Source organism: Albidovulum litorale, assembly GCF_025751495.1.
In the GTDB taxonomy this organism is placed as follows: Bacteria; Pseudomonadota; Alphaproteobacteria; order Rhodobacterales; family Rhodobacteraceae; genus Albidovulum; species Albidovulum litorale.
In genome coordinates this window covers 254947-279032 of the sequence record NZ_JAOWKZ010000004.1, presented here as the reverse complement: position 1 = coordinate 279032, position 24086 = coordinate 254947, and the positions used below count along the sequence as shown (strand labels likewise).

Genomic DNA, 24086 nt, shown 5'->3' with positions numbered 1-24086 from the left:
TCAGGTCGGGCTCATGCCCCGCAGCCGTTCCGACCGGCGGCGCAGCAGTTCGACCGTGGTCAGAAGGATGATCGAGAAGGTGACAAGCACCGTGGCGACCGCAAGGATCGTTGGCGAAATCTGCTCGCGCAGACCGGTAAACATCTGCCAAGGCAGCGTCTTCTGGCTCGCCGAACCGACGAAAAGCACCACCACGACCTCGTCAAACGAGGTGATGAAGGCAAAGAGGCCACCCGAGATGACGCCCGGCAGAATGAGCGGCATCTGCACCTTGAAGAAGGTCCGCACAGGCCCCGCCCCCATATTCGCCGCAGCCCGGGTCAGCGACCGGTCAAAGCCCACGAGCGTTGCTGTTACCGTGATGATAACAAAGGGAATTCCGAGTACCGCATGGGCAAGGACCACCTTCACATAGCCGATGAAGTCCTGGCTCAGGCCAAGATTGCCTTCCATCCAGTTGCCGAGCTTCGAATAGAAGAAGAACATGCCGGTCGCCGAGATGATCAGCGGCACGATCATCGGCGAGATCAGGATCGCCATGATCGCCCGGCGACCGGGTACATGGCTCTGCGAAAGACCGATCGCGGCCAGTGTGCCCAGCGACACCGAGATGATCGTGGCCAAGGGCGCGATGATGAACGAGTTCTTCAGCGGCCGGGTCCAGTCGGGATTGTTAAAGAAATCTCGGTAATGCTTCAGCGAATAGCCTTCGGGGTCGAAGGCCAGCATCTCGGGCGTGAAGGTAAAGAAGTCCTGAGCGTTGAAACTCAGCGGCAAGACCACAACGATCGGAGCGATCAGGAAGAAGAAGATCAGCCCGCAGATCAGCTTGAACGTATTGTGCCACAGCACATCGCCCGCGGTCGCATAGACCGGAACGGTGCTGCGGTAATCGCCGGTGGAAAGCCAATAGGCGAACCAGCTTACGATCAGGCCGATGATCACGCCCACCACCGCGCCGGAGACGCCAGCCATGACAAAGCCCGCGATTGCCGCCACCACCGCCGTACCAAGCCGGCCGACACGGCGGTCCGGCACGAAACTGGCCAGGACAAACCCGAGGGCCGCCGCAACCGCCGCCCCGGCGATCAGCCCCAGCAAGGGCTGCCCCTTTGCGGTGCCGACGACATATCCCAGCAACAGCCCTGCAACGGCCATAAGCGGAACGGTAAAGCCGGTGAGGCTCGGCTTCGGAATTTCGGGATGACCGATGCTCATATCTCTTACCCCAGCTTCACGTTATCGATGCCGACGATCTTGTCGTAGACGTAGTAGAGCAGCAGGACCGCCCCCAAGAGGATCGTGCCCAAAGCCGCCGCCAGACCCCAGTTCAGCGAGGACGAGATGTGGAAGGCGATCCGGTTCGAGATGAACACGCCTTGCGTACCGCCGACGAGTTCCGGCGTGATGTAGTAGCCGATGGCGAGGATGTAGCACAGGATCGAGCCTGCACCGATGCCCGGCACCGATTGCGGGAAATAGACCCTCCAGAAGGCCGTCCAGTTGGTCGCACCAAGCGACTTTGCGGCGCGCAGATAGGATGGCGGGATCGTCTTCATCACCGAGTAAAGCGGAAGGATCATGAACGGCAGCAGGATATGCGTCATCGCAACGATCGTGCCGAACTGGTTGTTGATCAGCACCAATCGGCTGGCGTCATCGACAAGGCCAAGCCAGACGAGGATGTCGTTGATCACACCCTGCTGCTGCAACATCACCTTCCAGGCCGAGGTCCGCACCAGAAGCGACGTCCAGAACGGCAGCAGCACGAGGATCATCAACACGTTCGCGGTGGAGGCGCGCAGGTTGGCCAGGATCCACGCCACCGGATACCCCAGAAGCAAGCAGCAGAAGGTGATCAGCATCGACATCCAGATCGTGCGCCAGAAGAGCATGAGGTAGATCTGCTGCTGTTCGGGGCGCTGCTGAATGCCGTCGGGGCTTTTTTCAAGATCAACGGCGTTCAGGAAATAACCCGGCGTATAGCGCGCGGCATAGGACTGGATGGTTTGCCAGCTGTCGACCTCGCCCCAACCCTTGTCCATATCGACGAAGGCTTGCTTGTAGGAGATCGGTTCAAACCCGGGAACCGCCGCGCCCGCAGCCTGCAACAGACCCGCAGACGGACCGCCCACTGCCGCCAAAGCCTCGGGCGAAGCCGTTGCAAGGTCCTGTTCCAGCGCGGTGTAGAGCACGGGCCAAGGTTTGGTTTCGACCGCGCTTTTCTTGTCTTCCGTCCGTACGACCCGTGCGAACGCCGTGTAGACATCGGAGGTCAAAGGCAGCGCGGAAGTAGCCTCGGCACGGGCCGAGAAGCGCGGCTGGCGGCCATCGTCCTTCGACCATTCCGCCATATTGGCCAGCCAGTCATCGGACCCCAGAAGCGCGGCCCAAGTCGCGCCGTCCTTCCAGGCCGGATCGAGTTCGGTCAGCCTTTTGGCCGACGCCTTGCCGATATCGTCGGCCCCGCGTCCGGTCTTGCGGAACATCGAGGAAAGTCCAGGATTTTCATAGTTCAGACGGGTGCCGAGCTTGGTGTGGTTCTTTTCCTCGGCCGCAGCCTGAAAATCGACGGCGAGAGCGGCGTAGACCGGCTCATCCGGCGCTTCTCCGGTTGAGGAATCCCAGCTGGACAGCAGCCGCACGGTATGCGGGAGGGTGTCGGAGACGATCTGGTTTTCCACCGACCGGAACAGCATGTCGGCGATGGGCACCACGAAGGTCACCAGCACAAAGAACAGGAGAGGCGCGATCAGCGCAAGCGCCCTGAGCTTCTGCCGCCTGAGTGCGCGGGCGAGGCTTTTCTTCAGCGGCGTGCCGTCGGCGGCCCGCATCGGACCGGTATCGGTAGTGTCGCTCATGTCTCCCCCGTCAGAGATTATTGGTCTTCAAAGTCACAAACGAATGGGTGGAAGGGGCCCCGGGGCCCCTTCCGAAAGGCAGTCTTAGCCAGCGAGCCAGGCCTGGAATTTCGCGTCGATATCGTCGCGATAGTCAGCCCAGAACTCGAAGTTGTAGTAGAACACGTTCTGCGCGTTGGCCGGATCGGTCGGCATATGCGGCGCCATGTCGATGCCCAGTTCGGCATGCTGACCAACGAGCGGAGCCGAAGAAGCACGTGCCGGGCCGTACGAGATGTACTTGGCCTGATCCGCGAGACGCTGGGTGTCGGTGGCGAACTTCAGGAAGTCCTTCACAACAGCCAGACGGTCCTCCGGCAGACCGGTCGGAATGATCCAACCGTCAAAGCTGAACACCTGCGCATCCCAGAGCATGCCGATCGGCTGGTTCTGTTCGGCGATGGCGGAGAAGTGCCGACCGTTATAGGTCGAGCCCATCACGACTTCACCGTCTGCCAGAAGCTGCGGGGTGTCAGCGCCGGCCGACCACCAGATCACCTGATCCTTGATCGTGTCGAGCTTGGCGAGCGCCTGCTGCTGGCCTTCGTCGGTCGCCAAGACGTCATAGATGTCTTCCTTGGCGACCCCGTCACACAGGAGAGCCCATTCCATGTTGTTGATCGGGCGCTTTTCCAGCGAGCGCTTGCCGGGATAGGCTTCCAGGTCAAAGACGTCGCAGATGCTCGACGGCGGCGTGTCGCCGACCAGATCGGTGCGGTAGCCGAAGGTGGTGGAATAGACGATCTGCGGGATATAGCAGTCGTTGACGATCTGAGCGCCAAAATCTTCGGAGGCCGGAGTGCCGTCCGGTGCCGGGGCGAGCAGTTCGTCCGGGTCGTATTCCATCGCCAGCCCTTCGTCGCAAAGACGGAAGCTGTCAGCGGCGTCAACGTCGACCAGATCCCAGGTCAGGTTGCCCGCTTCGTTCATCGCGCGGAGCTTCGCCACGGCTTCGGCCGAGCTTTCGTCCCAGATGATGTTCACGTCCGGATTGGCGGCCATGTACGGCTCGGCATAGGCCTTGAGCTGCGACTTCTGGTAAGCGCCGCCCCAGGACACCAGCGTCAGGTCGATGGCCGAGGCAGCCCCGGCGGACACCACCAACGCGGATGTCGCAAGAAGAGTTGTAGTCAGTTTCATTGCTTACTCCCTATAAGCTCCCGTCTTGATCTTGTTGGTCCGCACCCCGGGATAGGCATCCGGACCAAATTCGCTTGTTTTGTTCAGGCGTCGAGCGCGCGGCAATCCTGCGGCAGCCAGCCGATCTCGATCTGCGCGCCCGGCTTAAGCCGAACCTGATCGGGGGCGTTGCGGGTCTTGACGATGAATTCGTCGTTGCCAGCAACGCGCAGGCGGGTGCGGAAGATGTCGCCCATATAGATGAATTCAAGCACCTCGGCCTTGAGCGTATGGGCGCCGGGCTGAAGCCGGGCCTTGTTGAACTCCACCCGCTCGGGCCGGATCGACACGCGGGTGCGTTCACCGGGCTTGGAGACGTTGACCGGCTTGCAGTCGATCAGTTCGCCATCGTCCAGTTCTACGACGGCGATATCGCCCTTGATCTCTTTCACAGCACCGAGAAGCGTGTTGTTTTCGCCGATGAACTGGGCGACGAAGCTGTTGGCCGGTTCTTCATAAAGCACATCGGGCGGGGCAAGCTGCTGGATGCGGCCGTCATCGAAAACAGCGACATTGTCCGACATCGTCAGCGCCTCGGTCTGGTCGTGGGTGACGTAGACCGTCGTGATGCCAAGGTCATGCGCCAGGCGGGTGATCTCGAACTGCATGTGTTCGCGCAACTGCTTGTCGAGCGCGCCCAAGGGTTCGTCCATCAACACCAGTTCCGGCTCGAAGACGAGCGCGCGCGCCAAGGCGACACGCTGCTGCTGGCCACCCGACATCTGCGCCGGACGGCGGCCGCCGAATTGGCCCATCTGCACCATGTCGAGCGCGCGCTTGACCTTCGCCTCGCGCTCTGACTTGCCCATGCCGCGTACTTCCAACGGAAAGGAAAGGTTTTCGGCCACTGTCATGTGCGGGAAAAGCGCATAGTTCTGGAACACCATGCCGATACCACGCTTGTGCGGCGGGATGTTGTTGATCGGCCTGCCACCCAGCCGGATATCGCCATGCGTCGCGGTCTCGAACCCCGCCAGCATCATCAGGCAGGTGGTCTTGCCCGAACCGGACGGCCCGAGCATCGTCAGGAACTCGCCCTTCGCGATCGAGAGGTTCAGGTCTTTGACGACCAGCGTTTCCCCGTCATAGCTTTTTTGAACGTGTTCAAATTCGACGAATGCGGCGTCGCCGCCGGTTTTGGCATTGGTCAAATTCGGGCTCCCCGTGTTGCTTTTCGTGAGTCTTTTTGACTCTTGTCCTGACTAAATCGGAACACCGTGCGGTTTTCAACCCGTTCGGCAAGAACGACGCCTTTCATACGAAATGCGTCAAATCGCGCAAGAGCTTTGACGAAATTACGACAGATCCGGAATAAAAACGACTGCCACGCCGAAAATCACCGGAAAATCGCCCTATCCGCCGGTCATATAAGGCATCAGCACAACCTCGCTATCCGGCGGAATCTCCGTAAACCACGCCTCGCGGTAGATCACACCGTTCAACGACATCGACACGCCGCGCTTAATCTGCGGTTGCAAGCCGGGATACGCCTCGCCCAGCCGGTCGAGGAGTTGCTTGAAATTCGTCGCCTCGACCTCGACCTCGGTCAGCCCGTCCGTGGCCTGCCTGAGCGAACCCCAGAGCAGGACCTTGACCATCAGGCGCCCCCGATGGCCTTCAGCACCCGCGGCGGCGACATCGGCAATTCCGTCATGCGGACGCCGGTCGCGTGCGACACCGCGTTCGAGAGCGCGGCGAGCGGCGGCACGATCCCGGTTTCGCCCACACCGCGCACGCCGTAGGGGTGGCCCGGGTTCGGGATTTCAAGGATCACCGTCTCGATCATCGGCAGGTCAGAGGCCACCGGAACGCGGTAGTCGAGGAAAGTCGGGTTCTGAAGCCGACCGTCCGCCCCGTAGATATACTCCTCGTTCAGCGCCCAGCCGATGCCCTGCACGGCCCCGCCCTGCATCTGTCCCTCGACATAGTCGGGGTGCACGGCCTTGCCGGCATCCTGGAAGACGGTGTAGCGCAACACCTTGGTCGCGCCGGTCTCACGGTCGACCTCGACATCGCAGAGATGGACGCCAAAGCTGACGCCCGCGCCATCGGCATTGACCTCGTAATGCCCCGCGATGGGCCCCCCCGTCTCGGCCGAAACCGCAGCGATCTCGGCGAGCGTCATCGGCGGGAACTTTCCGGCATTGGGTCCAGCGGGCACAGCAGCGCCATCCTTCCATTCCACGGCCTCGGGGTCGATGCCCCATATCTTTGCCGCGCGCGCGCTCATTTTCCTGATCGCATCGCGGGCAGCCTTGATCGTGGCCAGCCCCACCGCGAAGGTCACGCGGCTGCCATCTGTCACATCGTTGTACCCCAATGACGAGGTGTCGGCGACGATGGTGCGAATACGTTCATAGGGAATGCCCAGTTCCTCGGCCGCCATCAGGCTGATCGAGGCGCGGGACCCGCCGATATCCGGGTTGCCCTCGGTAATGCCGACCGTGCCGTCGGTGTTCACGTTGAGGCTGACACAGGTATTGCCGCCAAAATTGAACCAGAAGCCGCAGGACAGGCCGCGACCCTGACCGGGCTTCAGCGGGGCCTTGTAATGCGGATGGGCCTTTGCCGCCTCCAGCGTCGCCACCAACCCGATATCAGGGAAGGTCGGCCCGTAGGAGGATTTCGTGCCCTTGCGCGCGGCGTTCTTCAGGCGGGTCTCAAGCGGATCGAGGCCGAAATGCAGGCACAGTTCATCGACCACGCTTTCAACCGCATAGACCGCCATCGGCGCACCCGGGGCGCGATAAGCGGCCTCTTTCGGGCGGTTGGTCATGACCGACCAGCCGTAGGTGCGGACGGCGTCCAGATCATAGGCCGCGAAGGCCGCCGAGCAGCCGAATTCGGTCGTGCCGCAGGGAAACGCGCCGCCCTGATAACGAAGCGTCGCCTCTGCCGCCGTGATCCGGCCGTCCTTGGACATGCCGATCTTGACGTCGGAGGACGACGAAACGGTCGGGCCGGTCGCCCGGAAAACCTCGTCCCGGCTCATCACGATCTTGACCGGTCGGCCGGCTTTCTTCGACAGCATCAGCGCCACGGGTTCGATGAAGACCGTCGTCTTGCCGCCAAAGCCGCCGCCGATTTCGGAGGCGGTAACGCGCAACTGGCTCGCCTCCATCCCCATGATCGTGGCGCAGAGCGTGCGGACATAGAATTGTCCTTGCGTGCAGCACCAGAGATCGGCCTTGCCGTCCGAGGTGACCGAGGCGAGGCAGGCATGGGGTTCGATATAGCCCTGATGGGTGGCGGCGGTCTTGAAGCTGCGCTCAATGATCTTGTCGGCCTTGGCGAACCCGGCTTCCATGTCGCCGTGACCGAATTCGAAATGCGCGGTGACGTTCTCCGAATATCCCTTCGGCACATTTTCCTGCACCCGGCCCGCCTGCACGACCGGCGCGCCGGGCTTCATCGCCTCATCGACATCGGTCACGTGGGGCAGGATTTCGTAATCGACCTTGATGGCCTTGAGCGCGGCCTTCGCCGTGGCCGCATCGGTCGCGGCGACCGCGGCGACGGCATGGCCATCGTAAAGTGCCTTGCCACGCGCCATGCAATTTTCCTGCACGTCTCGGATGAAATCATCCTCGGGAACGGCGAAATCATCGCCGGTGATCACGGCCTTCACGCCCTTCAGCGCCAGCGCCGCCGAGACGTCGATGCTCTTGATCCGCGCGTGGGCATGCGGGGACCGCAGGATGCGGCCCGTGAGCATGCCGGGCGCAGTCGCATCGGCACCGTACATCGCCCGACCGGTGACCTTATCCACCCCATCCGGGCGGCGGACCCGCGTGCCGACCTGCTTGAACTCGCGACGGGTGTATTCGTCCAAGGACATGTCAGGCCCCCCTCATTTCGGCCGCCGCCGCCTGAACGGCGCGGATGATCTTGTCGTAACCGGTACAGCGGCAGAGATTGCCGGCGAGCCAATAGCGCAGTTCCTCGTCACTCGGGTCCGGGTTCTTCTCCAGAAGCGCCTTGGCGGCAACGAGAATGCCGGGCGTGCAGACCCCGCATTGCAGCGCCGCGCCGTCGATGAAATGGCGCTGCAGCGGGTGCAACTCGTCGCCATCGGCCATGCCCTCGATGGTCGTGACCTCTGCCCCGTCGGCCTCGGCACCCAGCACCAGACAGGAACAGACCAGCCGCCCGTTCACCGTTACCGAACAGGCACCGCAATCGCCGGTGCCGCAGCCTTCCTTTGCGCCGGTCAGGCCAAGGCGGTTCCTGAGCACGTCGAGCAGCGTTTCCTCCGGCGCGCAGAGGAATTCATACGCATCGCCATTGATCGTGGTGGAGACATGCAGCTTGGTCATTTCGAACCTCCGGCGCGGGTATAGGCGATAAGGGCAGCGCGCCTGGCGAGCGTTCCTGCGGTTTTGGTGCGGAAGGCGATGGTCCCGCGCTTGTCGTCGATCGGGTTGCAGATGGCTTCGCAGGCTTTGGCCATCGCCGCGAGCGCGTCGTCATCGAGTTTCGTGCCGACCAGCGCCTTGCCTGCCGCTTCGGCAAGAACAACTGTCGGCGCGACGGCGCCCAGCGCGATGCGCGCGACCTTTACCGTGCCATCGGCGTTCAGTTCCAGCGACACGCCAGCCGAAGCCACCGCGATGTCCATCTCGGTCCTCGGGATGAAGCGAAGATAGGCGTCGGCCGCGTGTTCGGGCCGCGCGGGCAGGAAGATCGACGTGATGATCTCGCCCTTCTTCAGCGTGGTCTTGCCGGGGCCTGCCGGAACGTCCGCGACGGGACAATCGCGTTCGCCATCAGGACCAGCGATTCGGGCGACAGCGTTGGCGGCGACCAGCGAGGGCACCGCATCGCCTGCCGGCGAGGCATTGCAGAGATTGCCGACCATGGTGCAGCGGCCCTGCACCTGGGTCGAGCCGATCAGCTGCACGCCCTCGGCCACACCGGGCCATGCGGCGCAGAGCGCGGCGTGTTCGCCGATCTCGGCACCCGACACAGCCGCCCCGATGCGGAAACCGCCGTTCTCGGTGACGATCCCGCGAATGCCGGGGATCTTCTTGATATCGACAATCAGGTCGGGTTCGACCATGCCGGATCGAAGCTGCACGAGCACATCCGTGCCCCCCGCCAGAATCCGGGTCAGACCCTTTTCAGCAGCCAAGGCTCCTGCCGCCTCGGCAGCCGTTTTCGCAGCCAGATATCTCATCTTTCGCCTTTCCTCCCGACCGTCGCTTGCGGTGGCATTCCCGGTCTGATCGCCGGATTCGAGCCACCACAATAACGAACGGAGACGAAAGCGAAAGACGTCAGATGTCTTTCACCAGCCGAAGCGCGTCATAGATCGCCGCATGCGTGTTCCGCGCCGAAACCGCGTCGCCGATGCGGAAAAGCTGGAACCGCCCTTCGGGGTTGGTGCGCAACTCCTGCGGCCGACCGTCGATCAGTGCGGCATGGTCGACTTCGCCACGGTTGACCGACTGCTCCTTGAGGTCGAAGTAGAGGTCGGCATTCGGCATCGTGCCGCAGTTCACGACGATCTGGTCGTAGTCCTTGTCCTTCGTGAATTTGGAGTAATCCGTCCCGAGTGTCGCCATCAGCCGGTTGCCCGCCTTGCGTACCGCCTTGAGAAGCCAGGTCACGGTGAAAGTGACGTCCTTCTCCTGCAAACTCCGCATATAGGGGACAAGGTTCATCGCCATGACATCGGGCGAGAAGCTGCGGTCTCGGGTCATGATTTCGACCTTCGCGCCGCTCGCGGCAAGCACGTCGGCCGCCTGAAGCGCCGCATGGTCGCCGGCCTCGTCGTAGATCAGGACATCACGGCCGGGCTTGGCGTCGCCAGAAAGGATATCCCAGGCCGAAACCGTGAGGTCGTCGCCGGACGAAAGGATGTCCGTGTGCGGCAGGCCGCCCGTCGCGACGATCACGACATCGGGATTGAGGGCCATGACATCGTCGGCCTCGGCCCAGGTGTTGAAACGGAACTCTACATCGCGCGCAGCACATTGCGCCATGCGCCAGTCGATAATCCCGATCATCTCGGACCGGCGCTTCGTCTGCGCGGTCAGCCGGACCTGACCGCCGGGCTGGTCGGCAGCCTCGAACACTGTGACATGGTGGCCGCGTTCGGCGGCGACCCGCGCCGCCTCGAGGCCGGCCGGACCAGCGCCCGCGATCACGATCCGCTTCGGCTGCTCCGCGCGCGCGATCTTGTGCGGCATCGTCAGTTCGCGGCCCGTCGCCGCGTTGTGAATGCAAAGCGCCTCGCCCGCGCCATAGATTCGGTCGAGGCAGTATGTCGCGCCGACGCAGGGTCGGATGTCATCCTCGCGGCCTTCCCGGATCTTCTGGACGATATAGGGGTCGGCCATGTGCGCGCGGGTCATGCCCACCATGTCGAGCTGCCCTGTCACGACTGCGTGTCGCGCCGTTGCCACGTCAGGAATGCGCGCGGCGTGGAAGGTCGGCAAGCCGACTTCGGCCCGGACCCTTCCGGCGAGGTCGAGATGCGGCGCCGAGCGCGCGCCCTGGATCGGGATCATGTCGGTCATCGCCGGGTCGGTGTGGATGCGGCCGCGGTTGATGTTAAGGTAGTCGACCTGTCCGCTCGCCTTGAACATATGCGCGATCTCGAGGCCCATTTCCTCGGTGATGCCGCCCTCTTCGGCCTCATCGGGCGCAAACCGCGTGCCGACAATAAAAGCGTCGCCCACACGGCGACGCACCGCGTCAATGATGTCGAGCGTCAGGCGCATCCTCGTGGCGAGGCTTTCCTTGCCGTAGGGCCCGTCGAGTTCGTTGGTGAGCGGCGAGATGAACTGGTCGAGGAGATGACCGTGGGTCATGATCTCAACCCCATCGAGGCCCGCCTGCTTCATCCGCTCGGCGGCATCGGCGAAATCGCCGATGATCCGTGCGATGTCCCAGTCCTCGGCGAGCTTGGGGAAGCGGCGATGCGCCGGCTCGCGGTCGCGGGTGGAACTGACAGAGGGCAGCCAGGCGCCCTTGTCCCAGCCTGTCCGCCGACCGAGATGGGTGAGCTGGATCATCACCGCGCAGCCTTGATCGTGGCACTCGTCGGCGAGCTTCCGCATCCAGCCGACGACCTCGTCCTTCCAGACGAGCACGTTGTTGAAGACCGGCGGGCTGTCGCGGCTAACCGAGGCGGAACCCGCCGTCATCGTCATCGCCACGCCCGCCTTTGCCCGCTCCACATGATAGGCGCGATAGCGGTCCTTCGGCATGCCATCTTCGGGATAGGCAGGCTCATGGCTCGTCGTCATGATCCGGTTTTTCAGCGTCAGATGCTTGAGCTGATAGGGCTGCAACAGCGGGTCGTTCGAAGCCATGGCACATGTCCTGTCGAATTGCCCGGGCCAGTCCCGGGCTGTTGTGGAATCGCTTTTAGAGCGGTTTTGGATCCTCAGAATGGCAAAAACCGACACATGTGTCGATTTTTTACGCTCGCATCCCCCAATTACGCGGTAAGCGGATGGTATGGACGACTTGGAACCCCTTGGACGCGGTTGGCGCGGCACGGAAAGCGGCTGGATCGAGGCCGCTTACGCGATGCTGATCGAAGGCGGGGTGGAGGCGGTAAAGATTCTGCCTCTGGCCAAGCGGCTACGTCTGTCGCGAACCAGCTTCTACTGGCACTTTCCCGACCGCGAGGCATTGCTGGCGGCGCTGATCACCCGCTGGCAGGAGAAAAACACTGGCAACCTGGTCCGCCAGACTGAGCTCGTCGCCCCGACAATCAATGCCGCCGTTCTTAATCTCTTCGACTGCTGGATCACCCCCGAACTCTTCGACGCGGCGCTTGACCACGCGATGCGAAACTGGGCGCGGACGGATACCGCCCTGAAAGCCGCTTTCGACGCGGCCGACGCAGCCCGAATTGCCGCAATACGCGCGATGTTTCAACGTCACGGCTATGTTGCGGAAGAGGCCGATATCCGCGCCAACGCGATCTATCTGACGCAGGTCGGTTACATCGCGCTCGGTACCGCCGAGACGCTGGAGGCGCGCCTCAGGCGCATTCCGACCTATCTGGAAACCTTCACCGGCCGCCCTGCCTCGGATGAGGAACTTCGGGTCTTTCTGGCCCGCCACCGCGAAGACGCGGTCAGCGGCGGCGGATGAGGTAGATCTGCGCCGCACCTTCCTCAGCAGTGGAAATCAGGTCATGCCCCGCCTCGGCACAGAAATGCGGCACGTCAATCACCGCAGCCGGGTCAGTTGCAATCAGCCGCAGCACCGCACCCTGCGCCATACCTGAAAGCCGCTTGCGCGCCTTGAGCACCGGCAACGGGCACAAAAGCCCGGTCGCGTCTATTTCCTGATCCCATTTCATGACGCCCGGGATACGCAAGGCGGCGCTTTCTGTCCATCGCTCTTCGCCGAAGCATGAGAAATTGTATCACTGGAAAGCGTCGCTTTTGATAGGATTCTTCTATCGGCCGACGGGATTGCGAAATTGATCCCAAAGTATCGGTTTGTCAGAAGCGGCACCTGAACTGTGTACGACGGGATACGTGGCCATGGCACTCGACGACAAGGGCGGCGTCTGGAAATCCGGACGGGGCAAGGGGCGCAAGACGCCGAAGGGGCGGCAGCTTGAGGATCAGGCATGGGCCGAGGTTCGCGCGCTCCTGGGCGACGGTCCGCGCCGCCGCGACCTGTTGATCGAGTATCTGCACCTCATTCAGGACAAATACGGCTGCCTCTCGGCCCCGCATCTGCGTGCGCTCGCCGAGGAACTGGGCACCGGCATGGCCGAGATCTGGGAGGTCGCAACCTTTTACGCCCATTTCGACCCGGTGAAAGAAGGCGAGACGCCGCCGCCCGACCTGACGATTCGCGTCTGTGAATCGCTCTCCTGCGAACTCGCCGGCTCCGAGGCACTTATCGCCGCGCTCGAAAAAGGCATGGACCCGAAGAAGATCCGCGTCCTGCGCGCGCCCTGCATGGGCCGCTGCGACACCGCGCCGGTTCTGGAGATCGGTCACAAGCATATCGACAATGCCACGCCCTCGAAGGTCGAGGCAGCGCTGGCAGACGGCCATTTCCACGCCGAAATCCCGGCCTACGAGGATTTCGCGGCCTACAAGGCTGCGGGCGGCTACGCGAAACTCGCCGAACTGCGCAAATCCGGCGACTGGGAAGAGGTGCAGGAAACCGTGCTCGCCTCCGGCTTGCGCGGCCTTGGCGGCGCGGGTTTCCCCTCGGGCCGGAAGTGGGGCTTTGTCCGTGCCAATCCGGGTGTCCGCTACCTCGCCGTGAATGGCGATGAGGGAGAACCGGGCACGTTCAAGGATCGCTACTATCTTGAACGCACACCGCATCTGATGCTGGAAGGCATGCTGATCGCCGCCTGGGCGGTCGAGGCGGAACGTTCCTTCATCTACATGCGCGACGAATATCCCGCCGTTCTGGAAATCCTGCGCCGCGAGATCAAGGCGCTGGAAGGTGCTGGGATCATCCTGAAGGGTGAGGTCGAGCTGCGCCGGGGTGCAGGCGCCTATATCTGCGGCGAAGAAAGCGCGATGATCGAATCGATCGAAGGCAAGCGCGGCATCCCGCGCCAGCGCCCGCCCTATGTCGCCGCCGTGGGCATCTTCGACCGCCCGACGCTTGTCCATAACGTCGAGACGCTACACTGGGTCACACGGATCGTGCGCGAGGGGCCGGAAGTTCTGAACTCGACCGAGAAGAACGGGCGGAAGGGCCTGCGCTCCTACTCGGTCTCGGGCCGCGTGGCGAAACCGGGCGTCTACCTGCTGCCCGCCGGATCGACGATCACCGATATCATCGACGCCTGCGGCGGCATGGCCGAAGGTCACGCCTTTAAGGCCTATCAGCCGGGCGGCCCGTCCTCCGGCCTCCTGCCTGCATCCATGTCCGACATCCCCTTGGACTTCGACACGCTCCAGCCGCATGGCACCTTCATCGGCTCCGCTGCTGTGGTCGTGCTGTCGGACAAGGACAGCGCCAAGGCCGCCGCCCTCAACATGCTGCGCTTCTTTGAAAGCGAGAGCTGCGGCCAGTGCACCCCCTGCCGCGTCGGCTGTGAAAAGGCGGTAAAGCTGATGCAGGCTGACAAATGGGACGCGGAGTTGCTGGAAGACCTCTGCCAGGTCATGGGCGACGCCTCGATCTGCGGGCTGGGGCAGGCTGCCCCGAACCCGATCCGCCTGACGATGAAACATTTCCCGGATGAGGTCTGACATGACCGACGCAATCAAGTTCACCCTCGACGGCACCGAAGTCACCGCCGCCCCCGGCGAAACGATCTGGGAGGTCGCAAAGCGCGAAGGCAAGGTGATCCCGCACCTTTGCCACAAGGACCAGACCGGCTACCGCCCCGACGGCAACTGCCGCGCCTGCGTGGTGGAAGTGGAGGGCGAGCGTGTGCTCGCCGCCTCGTGCTGCCGCAACCCGGCGAACGGCATGGTGGTGAAGACCGATACCGCACGCGCGAAGAAATCGCGCGAGATTGTGATGGAGCTTCTGCTCGCCGACCAGCCGGAACAGGCCACGGCGCATGACAAGTCGGCGCATCTCTGGGACATGGCTGCGGCCAATGGCGTCTCTACCAGCCGCTTCCCCAAGGTCGAAAAGGAGCGCATCCCGCTTCTCGACGACAGCCATGTTGCGATGCGCGTCAACCTCGATGCCTGCATCTCCTGCGGCCTCTGCGTCCGTGCCTGCCGCGAAGTTCAGGTCAATGACGTGATCGGCATGGCGGGCCGCGGGCATGATGCCTACCCGGTCTTCGACATGGCTGACCCGATGGGGCAGTCAACCTGCGTCGCCTGCGGCGAATGCGTGCAGGCCTGCCCGACCGGTGCCCTGATGCCCGCGACGGTGGTTGATGATGCGCAGGTCGGCGACCGCGCAGATTACGACTCTGAGACCACCTCTGTCTGCCCGTTCTGCGGTGTCGGCTGCCAAGTCTCGCTGAAAGTGAAGGACGGCAAGGTCAAATATGTCGAGGGCATCAACGGCCCCGCCAATGAGGGCCGCCTCTGCGTCAAGGGCCGCTTCGGCTTTGACTATATCCACCACCCGCACCGGCTGACCAAACCCTTGATCCGGCGCGAGGATGCGCCCGCCAAGGGGCTGAACGTCGATCCCGCGAACTGGTCGCAGCATTTCCGCGAGGCAAGCTGGGACGAGGCGCTGGATTTCGCTGCGGGCGGCATGAAGGCTCTTGCCGAGAAGACCGGCGGTCGCGCCATCGCGGGTTTCGGATCGGCCAAATGTTCGAACGAAGAGGCCTATCTCTTCCAGAAGTTCATCCGTCAGGGCTTCGGTCATAACAACGTCGACCACTGCACCCGGCTTTGCCATGCCTCCTCCGTGGCCGCGCTTCTGGAAAACGTGGGCTCCGGCGCGGTGACAGCCACGTTCAACGAGATCCAGAACGCGGATGTCGCCATCGTCATCGGCTGCAACCCGATCGAAAACCACCCGGTCGCGGCGACCTATTTCAAGCAGTTCACCAAACGCGGCGGCAAGCTCATCGTCATGGACCCGAGGGGCGTCGGCCTGCGCCGTTTCGCCACCCACATGCTGAAATTCCGCCCCGGCGCGGATGTCAGCATGCTGAACGCGATCATGCACACGATCGTCGAGGAAGGGCTCTACGACCGCCAGTATATCGAGGCCTATACCGAGAACTGGGAGGCCGAGAAGGCGCATCTGGCAAACTTCACGCCAGAGAAGATGGAACCGATCTGCGGCATTCCCGCCGACCAGCTTCGTCAGGTGGCGCGTGACTTCGCGACCTCCAAGGCAGGCATGATCTTCTGGGGCATGGGTGTCAGCCAGCACATCCACGGCACCGACAATTCCCGCTGCCTGATCTCGCTTGCGCTGATGTGCGGCCATGTCGGACGGCCGGGCACCGGCCTGCACCCGCTTCGCGGTCAGAACAACGTACAGGGCGCGTCTGACGCGGGCCTGATCCCGATGTTCCTGCCTGACTACCAGACCGTCACGGATGACAGCATCCGGGGCAAGTTCTCGGGCGTCTGGGGCTCGGGCGACTTCTCGAATGAGAAGGGGCTGACGGTGACGGAAATCCTCGATGCCGTCCATCACGGCGACATCAAGGGCATGTATATCCTTGGCGAGAACCCGGCCATGTCTGACCCCGACCTGAACCATGCGCGCGAGGCGCTGGCGATGCTCGATCACCTCGTCGTGCAGGATATCTTCCTGACCGAGACCGCGAACTATGCCGACGTGATCCTGCCCGCCGCCGCCTTCTATGAAAAGAACGGCACGGTCACGAACACCAACCGGCAGGTGCAAATCGGCCGCGCCGCCGTCACGCCCCCGGGCGAGGCGCGCGAGGATTGGGCGATCACCACCGACCTTGCCAACCGGATCGGGCTCGGCTGGACCTACACCCATCCGTCCGAGGTCTTCGCCGAGATGAAGAAGACGATGAAGTCCCTCGACAACATCACCTGGGAGCGGCTGGAGAACGAAGGCGCGGTGACCTATCCGTCGCTGTCGCCCGAAGACCCCGGCCAGCCCATCGTCTTTGGCAACGGCTTCCCGCGTGCGGGCGGACGGGCGAAGTTCACGCCTGCCAGCGTGATCCCGCCCGCCGAACTGCCGGACACCGAATACCCGATGATCGTCACCACGGGCCGCCAACTTGAACACTGGCATACCGGCTCGATGACACGGCGGTCGAAGGTACTTGACGCTGTGGAACCCGAGGCAAACTGCTCGCTCCACCCCGATACGCTGAAGCGGCTTGGTGTCGAGCCGGGCGAACGCATCCGCCTCTCGACCCGGCGCGGCTCGATCGAGATCATGGCGCGGGCTGACCGGGCCATCGCCGAGGATATGGTCTTTGTCCCCTTCGCCTATGTAGAGGCGGCGGCGAACATCCTGACCAACCCGGCGCTTGATCCCTACGGCAAGATCCCGGAATTCAAGTTCGCGGCCGTCAAAGTCGAGAAGATCACTGCGGACATGGCGGCCGAATAACGGCCCCCATCTCGCGCCCGGGCACCCGCTGTCAGGCCCACGCGCGCTTGAGAATGGTATTGTATCCGGAACCGGGCCTTTCCCGTTCGGTCCCGGATACTCAAATTCACCATTTCAACCCGACCGAACTCAGCAGTGCGCTTTGTCGGACCAAGGTCGGATGACTTTGTGCCGCCCATGCGACACGATTGACAACGAGCGCCTTAGGGTGGCGTCAATTGGACTGCTGGGAATGGTATCGGGGGAGCGCATGGACGGCACCGCATCGGACGAAGCAAGCGGGTTCCCCCGGCTCTGATTTGGTCATTAGTCGACGTCATGTGTAGGGTTGATCCGGAAGGAGAAGCGCTTGAGCAATGAAGCCAGACGGCTTCTGTCACGTCGTGCCGCACTGAGCCGCCTCGGTGCGCTGGCGGCTGGTGTCTATTGCGCACCTTCACTGACGACCCTCAGCACCGCCGAGGCAAAGGGATCGAATTCGGGCAGTGGCTCGGGCAGTTCCAGTTCGGGGTCGGACAACAGCGGCTCCGGGTCGGGCAATAGCGGATCGGGCAGCAGCAGTTCCAGTTCGGGAATCTCGGGTTCGGGCAGCAGCGCGTCCGGAACGAGTACCAGCGGAACCGGTTCATCGGGTGGCAAACCCCGCGTCTTCGGGGGTGACGGCATTCATGTTCAGTTCGTAGACGGGCATACCGAACGCATCCGCGACGGAAGCTTCGAGCGGCTCAACAAACGCGGCAAGGTCGTTGAGCGGCGTACTGCCCGGCGATCAGATGTCAGCAGGCTTCGCAGGCTGAAAGCATCCGCGAAAGGGCAGAGGTTGCCCGATGGCGTTCATGCCGTCATCGAGATCGACGAGGTAAAGGGGCATATCGAGATCACCGACTATCGCGGCTGGCACGAGACCGTTTCGGGCAGCACCTATGAGTTGAAGGACCCGAACGGGCGAACCGTTACCCGCCGCGCACTCACGGCCAAAGATATCTTTCGTATCCGGGATGTCCTGCATCTCGAATAATACTGGAAACGCCGCAGACGGTCACTTCTTCCAGTAATCACGCGCCATAACCGCCGCCTCAACCCTGTTGCGAACATGGAGCTTTTGCAGGATCGTGGTCATGTAGTGCTTGACCGTCTTCTCCTGCAGCGAAAGTTCCAGCCCCACTTCCTTGTTGCTTTTCCCTGCCGCGACGAGTTTCAGGATGTCCTCCTCGCGCCGCGACAGATCCTCGATCGGATTGGCCTGGCGCTTCGCGCTACTATCGGACCGCATCGCGTGGAGGATGCGCGCTGCCAGCGCGGGCGAGACATAGGATTGGCCCCGCGCCAGATCCCTGACAATCGCCACCAGTTCGCGTGAGCCTACGCCTTTCAGGACATATCCCTTTGCGCCCGCTTTCAGCGCCTGCATCACGTCGTCGTCGTCCTCGGACACCGTCAGCATCGCGATCACTGGTGGCTCGGGCAGCGTCATAATGCGGCCGAGCGCCGAAAGCCCGCCACCGCCCGGCATCGACAGGTCAAGAAGAACCACGTCGGGTCGTTTGGCTTCAGTCAGTTCGACGGCACTGTCTGCGTCCTGACCTTCGCCAACCACCGTGATCCCCTCGGCATCCGACAGGCTTCGGGCGACACCTTCACGGTAGAGCGGGTGGTCATCGGCAATGACAACACGGATCTGGTCCATCAACTCGCCTCTGCTTCGAGTTCCATTTCAATCATCGCGCCGGGACCTTCGCTGCGCGGCCCGACCTTGAACGTCCCGCCGAGACTTTCAACCCGGTCGCGCAGGCCGGACAGACCGATGCCGGAAAAATCGCTCGCCTCTGCGGGCGACATCCGGTCCGGGAAACCCGGCCCCCGGTCTGCGACACGAAGCCGGATCACACCTTGGCTGGCGGTCAGCGATACTTCCTGCCCTATACCGCTCGCGTAGCGCCAGGCATTGTTCAGTCCTTCCTGTACGAAACGATAAAGACAAATCTTGGCGGCTTCGGACAGGTCTGCGGCTCCCTCCATATCGCAGGTCAGGACAACGTCCGTGCCGGTCCGGACCATATGCGCCTCTGCCACGTTGCGGATGATGTCACAGGGCGACCGCGCCTCGATATCGGGCAACGACAGACCTTTCGAGATGCTGCGCACCTCACGAATGGCATCCTTGACCGCCCGCTCGACCGCATCGAGTTCTGCGGTATCGCCCACCGAGTCCCGCAGATTGTCGAGCCGCAACGCTGCGAAACTCAAGAGCTGGGCAGGTCCGTCATGCAGATCGGCGCCAATCCGGCGCAGCGCCTGATCGTTCATCGCCGACGCACGTGCGGCAGCCTGCTGAACACGCTGGCGCAAGGTCGTGTTGTTGGCCGACATCGCAGACAGATCGTCAAGCTGCCGGGTCAGCGTCTCGCGCTGTCGGTCGATGATGCGGCTGCCGCGTAGCACGATGAGAAAGAGCAGGCTTCCCACCGCCAGAAACAGCAGCGCAACAGCCAGCCAGCTGTTGCGCCGGGCCTCGGCCAGATCGCGTTCAAGCTGGATCGCGGAGGCGTAGAACTCGGCAACACCGATCACCTCTCCGGACCAGACCTCGCGGATCGGGCTGTAGATCTCCAGAAGCGGAATGCCGAGCGCGCTTTCGCCCTGATCCTCTTCGTCGTTCAGATCCTCGAAATCGGCCCTAATCTCGCCCCGAAACGCGGCCGTAAGGTTTTCGGTCACGGCGAAATGCTGTCCAACGATGGACTTGTCTGACGCCTCAACAACAAGCCCGTCCGGCTTCCACAGCTTGAAAGAGACCACCCTGTCGCCGAGTGGCGTGTTGTTGAAGACCTCGTCGAGCGCGCGCCTTGCACCAGGGGGTAGGTCATCCGTTTCGGCGATGTCCTGGCTAAGTGGCGCGATAATGCTGTCCATGTATTGCGAGGTCGCATAAGCGGTGTTGCGCACCACGCTTTCCTCGATCCGCGCGACAACGACATTTCCGATGAGGATCATGGCCAGAACCATGACGACACCGCCGGCGATTGCGAACTGCGCGGCCAGAGATCTGTCGCTCCATGATCTGAAATGTTTCGCTATCACAACCTCGGCCCGTCTCCTTTCGGACTGTTGTAGGGGCTAAAGGCGAGGCACGATACGGGCTTTGGTCGGAACAATGCAAATTACTCCAGCACCTGGCGCAGATCGCACAATCTGCAGCCTCATCGCTAGAAAACGCGGTTCCTGTATACGGTCTTCTGCCCCCATAGCTTCAAGGCTAACGGGGTATCACCGTGTTTCAACTGCTTCAGCTAAAGGCGGCTGAGATCCAGAATATCCTGATCCCGCTGCGCCCGGGTCGCTGCAAGTCTTGTACACCGCTTTCCGACGCATCAACGCGCCCCCGACCGGCAAGCCAGAGCTAGATCGTGCCTTTCGGAGGTGCCGAGGTGAAACTTGTGAAACCGCGTGTATGAGCGCCGATTGCATCCGCCATGGCGGCGGCGGCTTCGGCATCCTCTGGGTAAAAAAACATCGGACATTGGAAGTGCTGATCACGAGCCCGACGCGTCTTATCTCTTGCGACGAGAAGCCTGCCGTGTCGACTTCGGTCATGACCTAATCCATCTGATCCTGAGTGACACTGGCCGGAGCATGCAGCAGGACCCTTTGCGGATAGCTGATCACCGGTTCCACTCTGAAACAGCGGGCGTTGGTTCCGCCTGATTGCCCAAACTAAGGTCAACGCCCGGCGAGTCCCAGACAACGTAGTGCTGTGGCGGTTCTTCCAGAACAATTGGATCTATCCGGTCCAAACGCAATCTTGGCTGACTGTGTGACAGCGTCTGAGCGGCAAGGAGCGCCAATCCGCCCCCGATAGCGGGGCGCGGAGACGCCCCTTCCGCCGCGATCGTAGCATCGTCGGACGGAACCGCGACCGGCGGAACGGGCGGAACGGCACCGACTGGTCCCGACGACCCGAGCAGGGCGACGCGCAATGCGATCCATGACTGGATCGACGTCGGTGCGGTGAATGCCAGCACGGCTCCGATTGCAAGTCCCGCAAAGAACCCGCCCGCGACAGCAAACCGTCCAATTCTTCTTTCGGGTCGTGCAGCCGTCTTCGGCAACCGTGTTGCAGGCTCAACTGCGGCGACGGGGGGCGGCACGATTGGGCGCTTGGGTGCTTGCGCCATCGGACGCGACGCTTTCGGCTCTTCAAGGCGCAACGGCAAGATCAGGGGTTCTGATTCTTGCGGTCGCGGTTTCTCGGTCGTTTGACGTGGCTCATGTGCTTCGGGGTCATTAGCTGGTGGAAGCCGGTCCCACGGATTGCGCCGCTGCAACAAGAGATCGCTTTCATCGGCAATACCGGCTTTGGCCAAGACCCGCGCCCGCTCTTGGCGCGCTTTGGCCAGCCGTGCCTGAAAGGAACCATCGGCCAGCAAGTCTTCAAAACAGGGGGATTCGTCGCCAGAATGCGATGGCAAAATGTCATCGATCCTTGAACTTCCCATTGCGCGGACCTTTCGGCGGCAGTGACGGCCTTGAACTCGCTCGGACTCACTGAAGCACTGAAATACGGCCCCCACATTTCGGGGGCGGGACATCCGTCAATGGGCATATTATCTACAGAATCGGCAACATTCAAACCGACTGGCGGCAGTTTGTTGCTATCTGTGGCAGTCCGGTTCACGGCTCTTCGTTTGGCCGAAATGCACCCAGCAATGCTCCGGGACAGCGTCGTCGCGCAAACGCCTGATCAGGCTTTACGAATTGCGTCGGCGACAGATTGCACGGTCGCGATCTCGTCGGGGATCGGAACCGTCAGCGATCGCTCATCAACGACATGACGGCCGCGGGCAAAGACATGGGCGACGTCCTCTCGCCCGGCGGCATAGACCAGCGCGGAATAGGGATCGAAGCAGGGAATCAGGTGCGGCGCGGACATGTCGATCACGATCAGATCCGCCTGCATTCCCGGGGCCAGCACCCCGGTTCGGTCCGATTGCCCGATCGCTGCCGCGCCGCCAAGCGTGGCCATCGCAACCACCTCGCGCGCGGGCAGCACATCCGGCTCTCCGGTCGCGAGGATCTGCATGAAGGCGGCCTGACGCATCGCCTTCCACATGTCGAGGTCATTGCCGCTCGACGCGCCATCAGTTCCAAGCGACAGGGTCACCCCAGCCTGCCGCATCGCTTTGATCCGGGCGGTGCCAGAGGCAAGTTTGGCGTTCGACAGCGGGTTGTGGGACACGACCGCGCCGCGTTCGGCAACCAGTGCAATCTCTTCGTCGTCGAGATGGACCGCATGGGCCAGAAGCGTGCCGGGGCGCAGCATGCCTGCCTGATCAAGTACCCGGATCGGCGTGGTGCCGTGTTGTTCCTTGGCGAGTGCCATTTCCGACGGCGCCTCGGCCGCATGGACATGGATTGGAACGCCAAGCCGCCCAGACATCGCGGTCACCTCGGCAAGCTTGCCCGCGTCGAGTGTGTAACAGGAATGCGGCATCAGCATCAGGTCGATGCCGGGCCGGTCGCGATGAGTGGTGACGAAGTCCTCGGCAAAGGCCAGCCGCTCGGGCCAGGGCAGGTGGTCGATCCCGTCGAAGCCGATAAAGACCGGCCCCACCGTCAGGCCAAGCCCGAGCTTTTCGGCCGCCGCGACGGTCGCGGCGGGGTGGAAATACATGTCCACCACATGCGTCACCCCACCGAGCGCCATCTCAGCCAGACCGAGAGCGGCCCCCGCCTGAACCGTCTCCGGCGTCACATGCGCGGCCTCGGCGGCCCAGACGGTTTGCAGGAACCCGTCCAGCGGACGGTCGTCGGCCAGCCCACGAAAGAGCGTCATCGCGGCATGGCAATGGGTGTTGATCAGGCCCGGCAGAACCAGTCCGCCCTTCGCGTCGATCACGCGATCGGCGGTCACGCCTTCAGCCGCGGCCTTAGGCCCCAACGCCGCGATCCGCCCGCCCGCAATGGCCAGCGCGCCATCGGCGATCTCGGTAAACGCCGCATCCATGGTCAGGATGCGGGCATTGATAATCAGCGTCTCGACGCGGGTCGGAAAGGTGGTCATGCATCCTCCTTGGGCAAAGCCGGGATAAGCGCCTGCATCAGCGCCAGAAAGCGCGGCTGGATCGCGCGGGCGGTTTCCCAGACCTCGTCCTCATTGGTGATGTGGGTGTTAGCGGTGCTGTCGACGGCGATGTTGGTCACGGCCGAGATGGCAAGCACCTTCATGTCCAGATGCCGTGCCGCAATTACCTCGGGCACGGTCGACATGCCGACAAGGTCGCAGCCCGCTGATTTCAGCATGCGGATCAAGGCGGGCGGTTCAAAGCTTGGCCCGACGACATGGGCATAGACCCCGCGCCTGAGACCTCCGATCCGTTCGGCGAGCGCCACAAGGGCGGGATCATAGGCCCGGTTCATCGACACGAAGCGCGGACCGACATCCGGGTCGTTCGGACCCCTCAGGGGATCAAGGCCCGAGGCAACGGCAAGCGACAGGTGATCCTCGATCACCACCAGATCGCCTGCCCTGTAGACCGGGTTCATACCCCCCGCCGCGTTCGTAAGAACCAACGTATACGCCCCCAGTTCCTGCATCACCCGGATGGGGAAGACGACCTCCTGCGGAGAATATCCCTCATACATGTGCACCCGGCCCTGCATCACGACGCAATCGCGGCCGAAGAGGCGGCCGATCCGCAATTGTCCCGCATGGCTCGGCGCGGTCGATACCGGGAAATCCGGGATGTCGGCATAGGGGATGGCCATGCCCTGCACCTCATCAGCGAGCGGGCCGAGGCCCGAGCCGAGAACGAGCGCAATGTCGGGACGCGGGGCGCCGAGGGCCCGGATGTGATCAGCCGCCGCCAATATCCGCTCGCGCATGTCCGCTCTCCCGCAATGTTCAAAATCCTTGTCGCATCATGGCCTTGTCCGGGCAAGTCCGGCGTCGGGCCCGATGCCTGCTTGCCGCCGCGTCGCACCCGTTCTCTGCCGTTCCGCCCTCGCACCTGTCATCCCGCTTTGTTACCG

Annotated in this window: 21 protein-coding genes; 6 read left to right on the top strand and 15 right to left on the bottom strand. The window is 62.8% G+C overall.

Going from position 1 to position 24086, the window contains the following annotated elements:
• The 9 genes from OEZ71_RS16600 to OEZ71_RS16560 all read right to left on the bottom strand — a co-directional run bounded on the left by OEZ71_RS16600 (window position 1) and on the right by OEZ71_RS16560 (window position 11398).
• Window positions 1–1218 (bottom strand): ABC transporter permease, encoded by a 1218-nt coding sequence (locus OEZ71_RS16600; protein ID WP_263741155.1) that lies wholly within the window; start codon window positions 1216–1218, stop codon window positions 1–3.
• A gap of 5 nt (window positions 1219–1223) precedes the next feature.
• Window positions 1224–2861 (bottom strand): ABC transporter permease, encoded by a 1638-nt coding sequence (locus tag OEZ71_RS16595; RefSeq protein ID WP_263741154.1) that lies wholly within the window; start codon window positions 2859–2861, stop codon window positions 1224–1226.
• 84 nt (window positions 2862–2945) lie between these two features.
• Entirely contained in the window at window positions 2946–4040 is a 1095-nt protein-coding gene (locus tag OEZ71_RS16590) for an extracellular solute-binding protein (RefSeq protein ID WP_263741152.1), read from the bottom strand.
• Window positions 4041–4123: 83 nt separating this feature from the next.
• Window positions 4124–5230: an ABC transporter ATP-binding protein gene (locus OEZ71_RS16585; protein WP_263741150.1), complete on the bottom strand. Its 1107-nt coding sequence runs from the start codon at window positions 5228–5230 to the stop codon at window positions 4124–4126.
• 201 nt (window positions 5231–5431) lie between these two features.
• On the bottom strand, window positions 5432–5677 hold the full coding sequence (locus OEZ71_RS16580; RefSeq protein ID WP_263741149.1) for a MoaD/ThiS family protein: 246 nt from the start codon (window positions 5675–5677) through the stop codon (window positions 5432–5434).
• Window positions 5677–7917, bottom strand: coding sequence for a xanthine dehydrogenase family protein molybdopterin-binding subunit (locus OEZ71_RS16575; protein ID WP_263741148.1), 2241 nt, complete (start codon window positions 7915–7917; stop codon window positions 5677–5679). The genes OEZ71_RS16580 and OEZ71_RS16575 overlap by 1 nt, the downstream gene beginning before the upstream one ends.
• Before the next feature lies 1 nt (window position 7918).
• On the bottom strand, window positions 7919–8395 hold the full coding sequence (locus OEZ71_RS16570) for a (2Fe-2S)-binding protein (protein WP_263741146.1): 477 nt from the start codon (window positions 8393–8395) through the stop codon (window positions 7919–7921).
• Window positions 8392–9255 carry an FAD binding domain-containing protein gene (locus tag OEZ71_RS16565; RefSeq protein ID WP_263741144.1) on the bottom strand — a complete coding sequence of 288 codons (864 nt, stop codon included), beginning with the start codon at window positions 9253–9255 and terminating at the stop codon, window positions 8392–8394. Before OEZ71_RS16565 ends, OEZ71_RS16570 begins: the two co-directional genes overlap by 4 nt.
• Window positions 9256–9355: 100 nt before the next feature.
• The gene (locus OEZ71_RS16560; protein WP_263741143.1) at window positions 9356–11398 is read right to left on the bottom strand and encodes an NADH:flavin oxidoreductase; all 2043 of its coding nucleotides are present in this window, start codon (window positions 11396–11398) and stop codon (window positions 9356–9358) included.
• A 148-nt stretch (window positions 11399–11546) separates the two neighbouring features.
• Between OEZ71_RS16560 and OEZ71_RS16555 the strand changes: the two genes are divergently transcribed.
• The gene (locus OEZ71_RS16555; protein WP_263741142.1) at window positions 11547–12191 is read left to right on the top strand and encodes a TetR/AcrR family transcriptional regulator; all 645 of its coding nucleotides are present in this window, start codon (window positions 11547–11549) and stop codon (window positions 12189–12191) included.
• On the opposite strand, the gene OEZ71_RS16550 is transcribed toward OEZ71_RS16555, so the two are convergent.
• Window positions 12175–12402: a sulfurtransferase TusA family protein gene (locus OEZ71_RS16550; RefSeq protein ID WP_263741140.1), complete on the bottom strand. Its 228-nt coding sequence runs from the start codon at window positions 12400–12402 to the stop codon at window positions 12175–12177. The genes OEZ71_RS16555 and OEZ71_RS16550 overlap by 17 nt on opposite strands.
• 187 nt (window positions 12403–12589) lie before the next feature.
• Between OEZ71_RS16550 and OEZ71_RS16545 the strand changes: the two genes are divergently transcribed.
• Entirely contained in the window at window positions 12590–14275 is a 1686-nt protein-coding gene (locus tag OEZ71_RS16545; protein WP_263741139.1) for an NAD(P)H-dependent oxidoreductase subunit E, read from the top strand.
• A gap of 1 nt (window position 14276) precedes the next feature.
• On the top strand, window positions 14277–17057 hold the full coding sequence (gene fdhF / locus OEZ71_RS16540) for a formate dehydrogenase subunit alpha (protein WP_263741137.1): 2781 nt from the start codon (window positions 14277–14279) through the stop codon (window positions 17055–17057).
• A gap of 423 nt (window positions 17058–17480) precedes the next feature.
• On the opposite strand, the gene OEZ71_RS16535 is transcribed toward fdhF, so the two are convergent.
• Window positions 17481–17723: a hypothetical protein gene (locus OEZ71_RS16535; RefSeq protein WP_263741136.1), complete on the bottom strand. Its 243-nt coding sequence runs from the start codon at window positions 17721–17723 to the stop codon at window positions 17481–17483.
• A 154-nt stretch (window positions 17724–17877) separates the two neighbouring features.
• Here OEZ71_RS16535 and OEZ71_RS16530 point away from each other — a divergent pair, with 154 nt between their 5' ends.
• Window positions 17878–18075: a hypothetical protein gene (locus tag OEZ71_RS16530; protein WP_263741135.1), complete on the top strand. Its 198-nt coding sequence runs from the start codon at window positions 17878–17880 to the stop codon at window positions 18073–18075.
• Window positions 18076–18096: 21 nt separating this feature from the next.
• On the opposite strand, the gene OEZ71_RS16525 is transcribed toward OEZ71_RS16530, so the two are convergent.
• Window positions 18097–18744, bottom strand: coding sequence for a response regulator (locus OEZ71_RS16525; protein WP_263741133.1), 648 nt, complete (start codon window positions 18742–18744; stop codon window positions 18097–18099).
• A complete protein-coding gene (locus OEZ71_RS16520) occupies window positions 18744–20051 on the bottom strand; it encodes a sensor histidine kinase (protein WP_263741132.1) in 1308 nt (435 codons plus the stop codon). Before OEZ71_RS16520 ends, OEZ71_RS16525 begins: the two co-directional genes overlap by 1 nt.
• Window positions 20052–20508: 457 nt before the next feature.
• On the opposite strand from OEZ71_RS16520, the gene OEZ71_RS16515 reads away from it, so the two are divergent.
• Together OEZ71_RS16515 and OEZ71_RS16510 are read left to right on the top strand one after the other, a co-directional pair.
• The gene (locus OEZ71_RS16515; protein ID WP_263741131.1) at window positions 20509–20658 is read left to right on the top strand and encodes a hypothetical protein; all 150 of its coding nucleotides are present in this window, start codon (window positions 20509–20511) and stop codon (window positions 20656–20658) included.
• 667 nt (window positions 20659–21325) lie between these two features.
• Complete coding sequence (locus tag OEZ71_RS16510; protein ID WP_263741129.1) at window positions 21326–21544, top strand: hypothetical protein; 219 nt, start codon at window positions 21326–21328, stop codon at window positions 21542–21544.
• A gap of 254 nt (window positions 21545–21798) precedes the next feature.
• On the opposite strand, the gene OEZ71_RS16505 is transcribed toward OEZ71_RS16510, so the two are convergent.
• Both OEZ71_RS16505 and OEZ71_RS16500 read right to left on the bottom strand, forming a co-directional pair.
• Window positions 21799–23118, bottom strand: coding sequence for an amidohydrolase family protein (locus tag OEZ71_RS16505; protein WP_263741127.1), 1320 nt, complete (start codon window positions 23116–23118; stop codon window positions 21799–21801).
• Complete coding sequence (locus tag OEZ71_RS16500) at window positions 23115–23939, bottom strand: purine-nucleoside phosphorylase (RefSeq protein WP_263741126.1); 825 nt, start codon at window positions 23937–23939, stop codon at window positions 23115–23117. The genes OEZ71_RS16505 and OEZ71_RS16500 overlap by 4 nt, the downstream gene beginning before the upstream one ends.
• Between the last annotated feature and the right edge of the window lie 147 nt (window positions 23940–24086).

Coding starts and splice junctions, on each gene's coding strand:
- OEZ71_RS16520 (WP_263741132.1), bottom strand. CDS start 20,051: ATGATCCTCATCGGAAATGTCGTTGTCGCGCGGATCGAGGAAAGCGTG.
- fdhF (WP_263741137.1), top strand. CDS start 14,277: ATGACCGACGCAATCAAGTTCACCCTCGACGGCACCGAAGTCACCGCC.
- OEZ71_RS16515 (WP_263741131.1), top strand. CDS start 20,509: ATGAGCGCCGATTGCATCCGCCATGGCGGCGGCGGCTTCGGCATCCTC.
- OEZ71_RS16510 (WP_263741129.1), top strand. CDS start 21,326: ATGTGCTTCGGGGTCATTAGCTGGTGGAAGCCGGTCCCACGGATTGCG.
- OEZ71_RS16550 (WP_263741140.1), bottom strand. CDS start 12,402: ATGAAATGGGATCAGGAAATAGACGCGACCGGGCTTTTGTGCCCGTTG.
- OEZ71_RS16570 (WP_263741146.1), bottom strand. CDS start 8,395: ATGACCAAGCTGCATGTCTCCACCACGATCAATGGCGATGCGTATGAA.
- OEZ71_RS16560 (WP_263741143.1), bottom strand. CDS start 11,398: ATGGCTTCGAACGACCCGCTGTTGCAGCCCTATCAGCTCAAGCATCTG.
- OEZ71_RS16600 (WP_263741155.1), bottom strand. CDS start 1,218: ATGAGCATCGGTCATCCCGAAATTCCGAAGCCGAGCCTCACCGGCTTT.
- OEZ71_RS16535 (WP_263741136.1), bottom strand. CDS start 17,723: ATGCCGTCACCCCCGAAGACGCGGGGTTTGCCACCCGATGAACCGGTT.
- OEZ71_RS16575 (WP_263741148.1), bottom strand. CDS start 7,917: ATGTCCTTGGACGAATACACCCGTCGCGAGTTCAAGCAGGTCGGCACG.
- OEZ71_RS16525 (WP_263741133.1), bottom strand. CDS start 18,744: ATGGACCAGATCCGTGTTGTCATTGCCGATGACCACCCGCTCTACCGT.
- OEZ71_RS16565 (WP_263741144.1), bottom strand. CDS start 9,255: ATGAGATATCTGGCTGCGAAAACGGCTGCCGAGGCGGCAGGAGCCTTG.
- OEZ71_RS16580 (WP_263741149.1), bottom strand. CDS start 5,677: ATGGTCAAGGTCCTGCTCTGGGGTTCGCTCAGGCAGGCCACGGACGGG.
- OEZ71_RS16590 (WP_263741152.1), bottom strand. CDS start 4,040: ATGAAACTGACTACAACTCTTCTTGCGACATCCGCGTTGGTGGTGTCC.
- OEZ71_RS16545 (WP_263741139.1), top strand. CDS start 12,590: ATGGCACTCGACGACAAGGGCGGCGTCTGGAAATCCGGACGGGGCAAG.
- OEZ71_RS16595 (WP_263741154.1), bottom strand. CDS start 2,861: ATGAGCGACACTACCGATACCGGTCCGATGCGGGCCGCCGACGGCACG.
- OEZ71_RS16505 (WP_263741127.1), bottom strand. CDS start 23,118: ATGACCACCTTTCCGACCCGCGTCGAGACGCTGATTATCAATGCCCGC.
- OEZ71_RS16500 (WP_263741126.1), bottom strand. CDS start 23,939: ATGCGCGAGCGGATATTGGCGGCGGCTGATCACATCCGGGCCCTCGGC.
- OEZ71_RS16555 (WP_263741142.1), top strand. CDS start 11,547: ATGGACGACTTGGAACCCCTTGGACGCGGTTGGCGCGGCACGGAAAGC.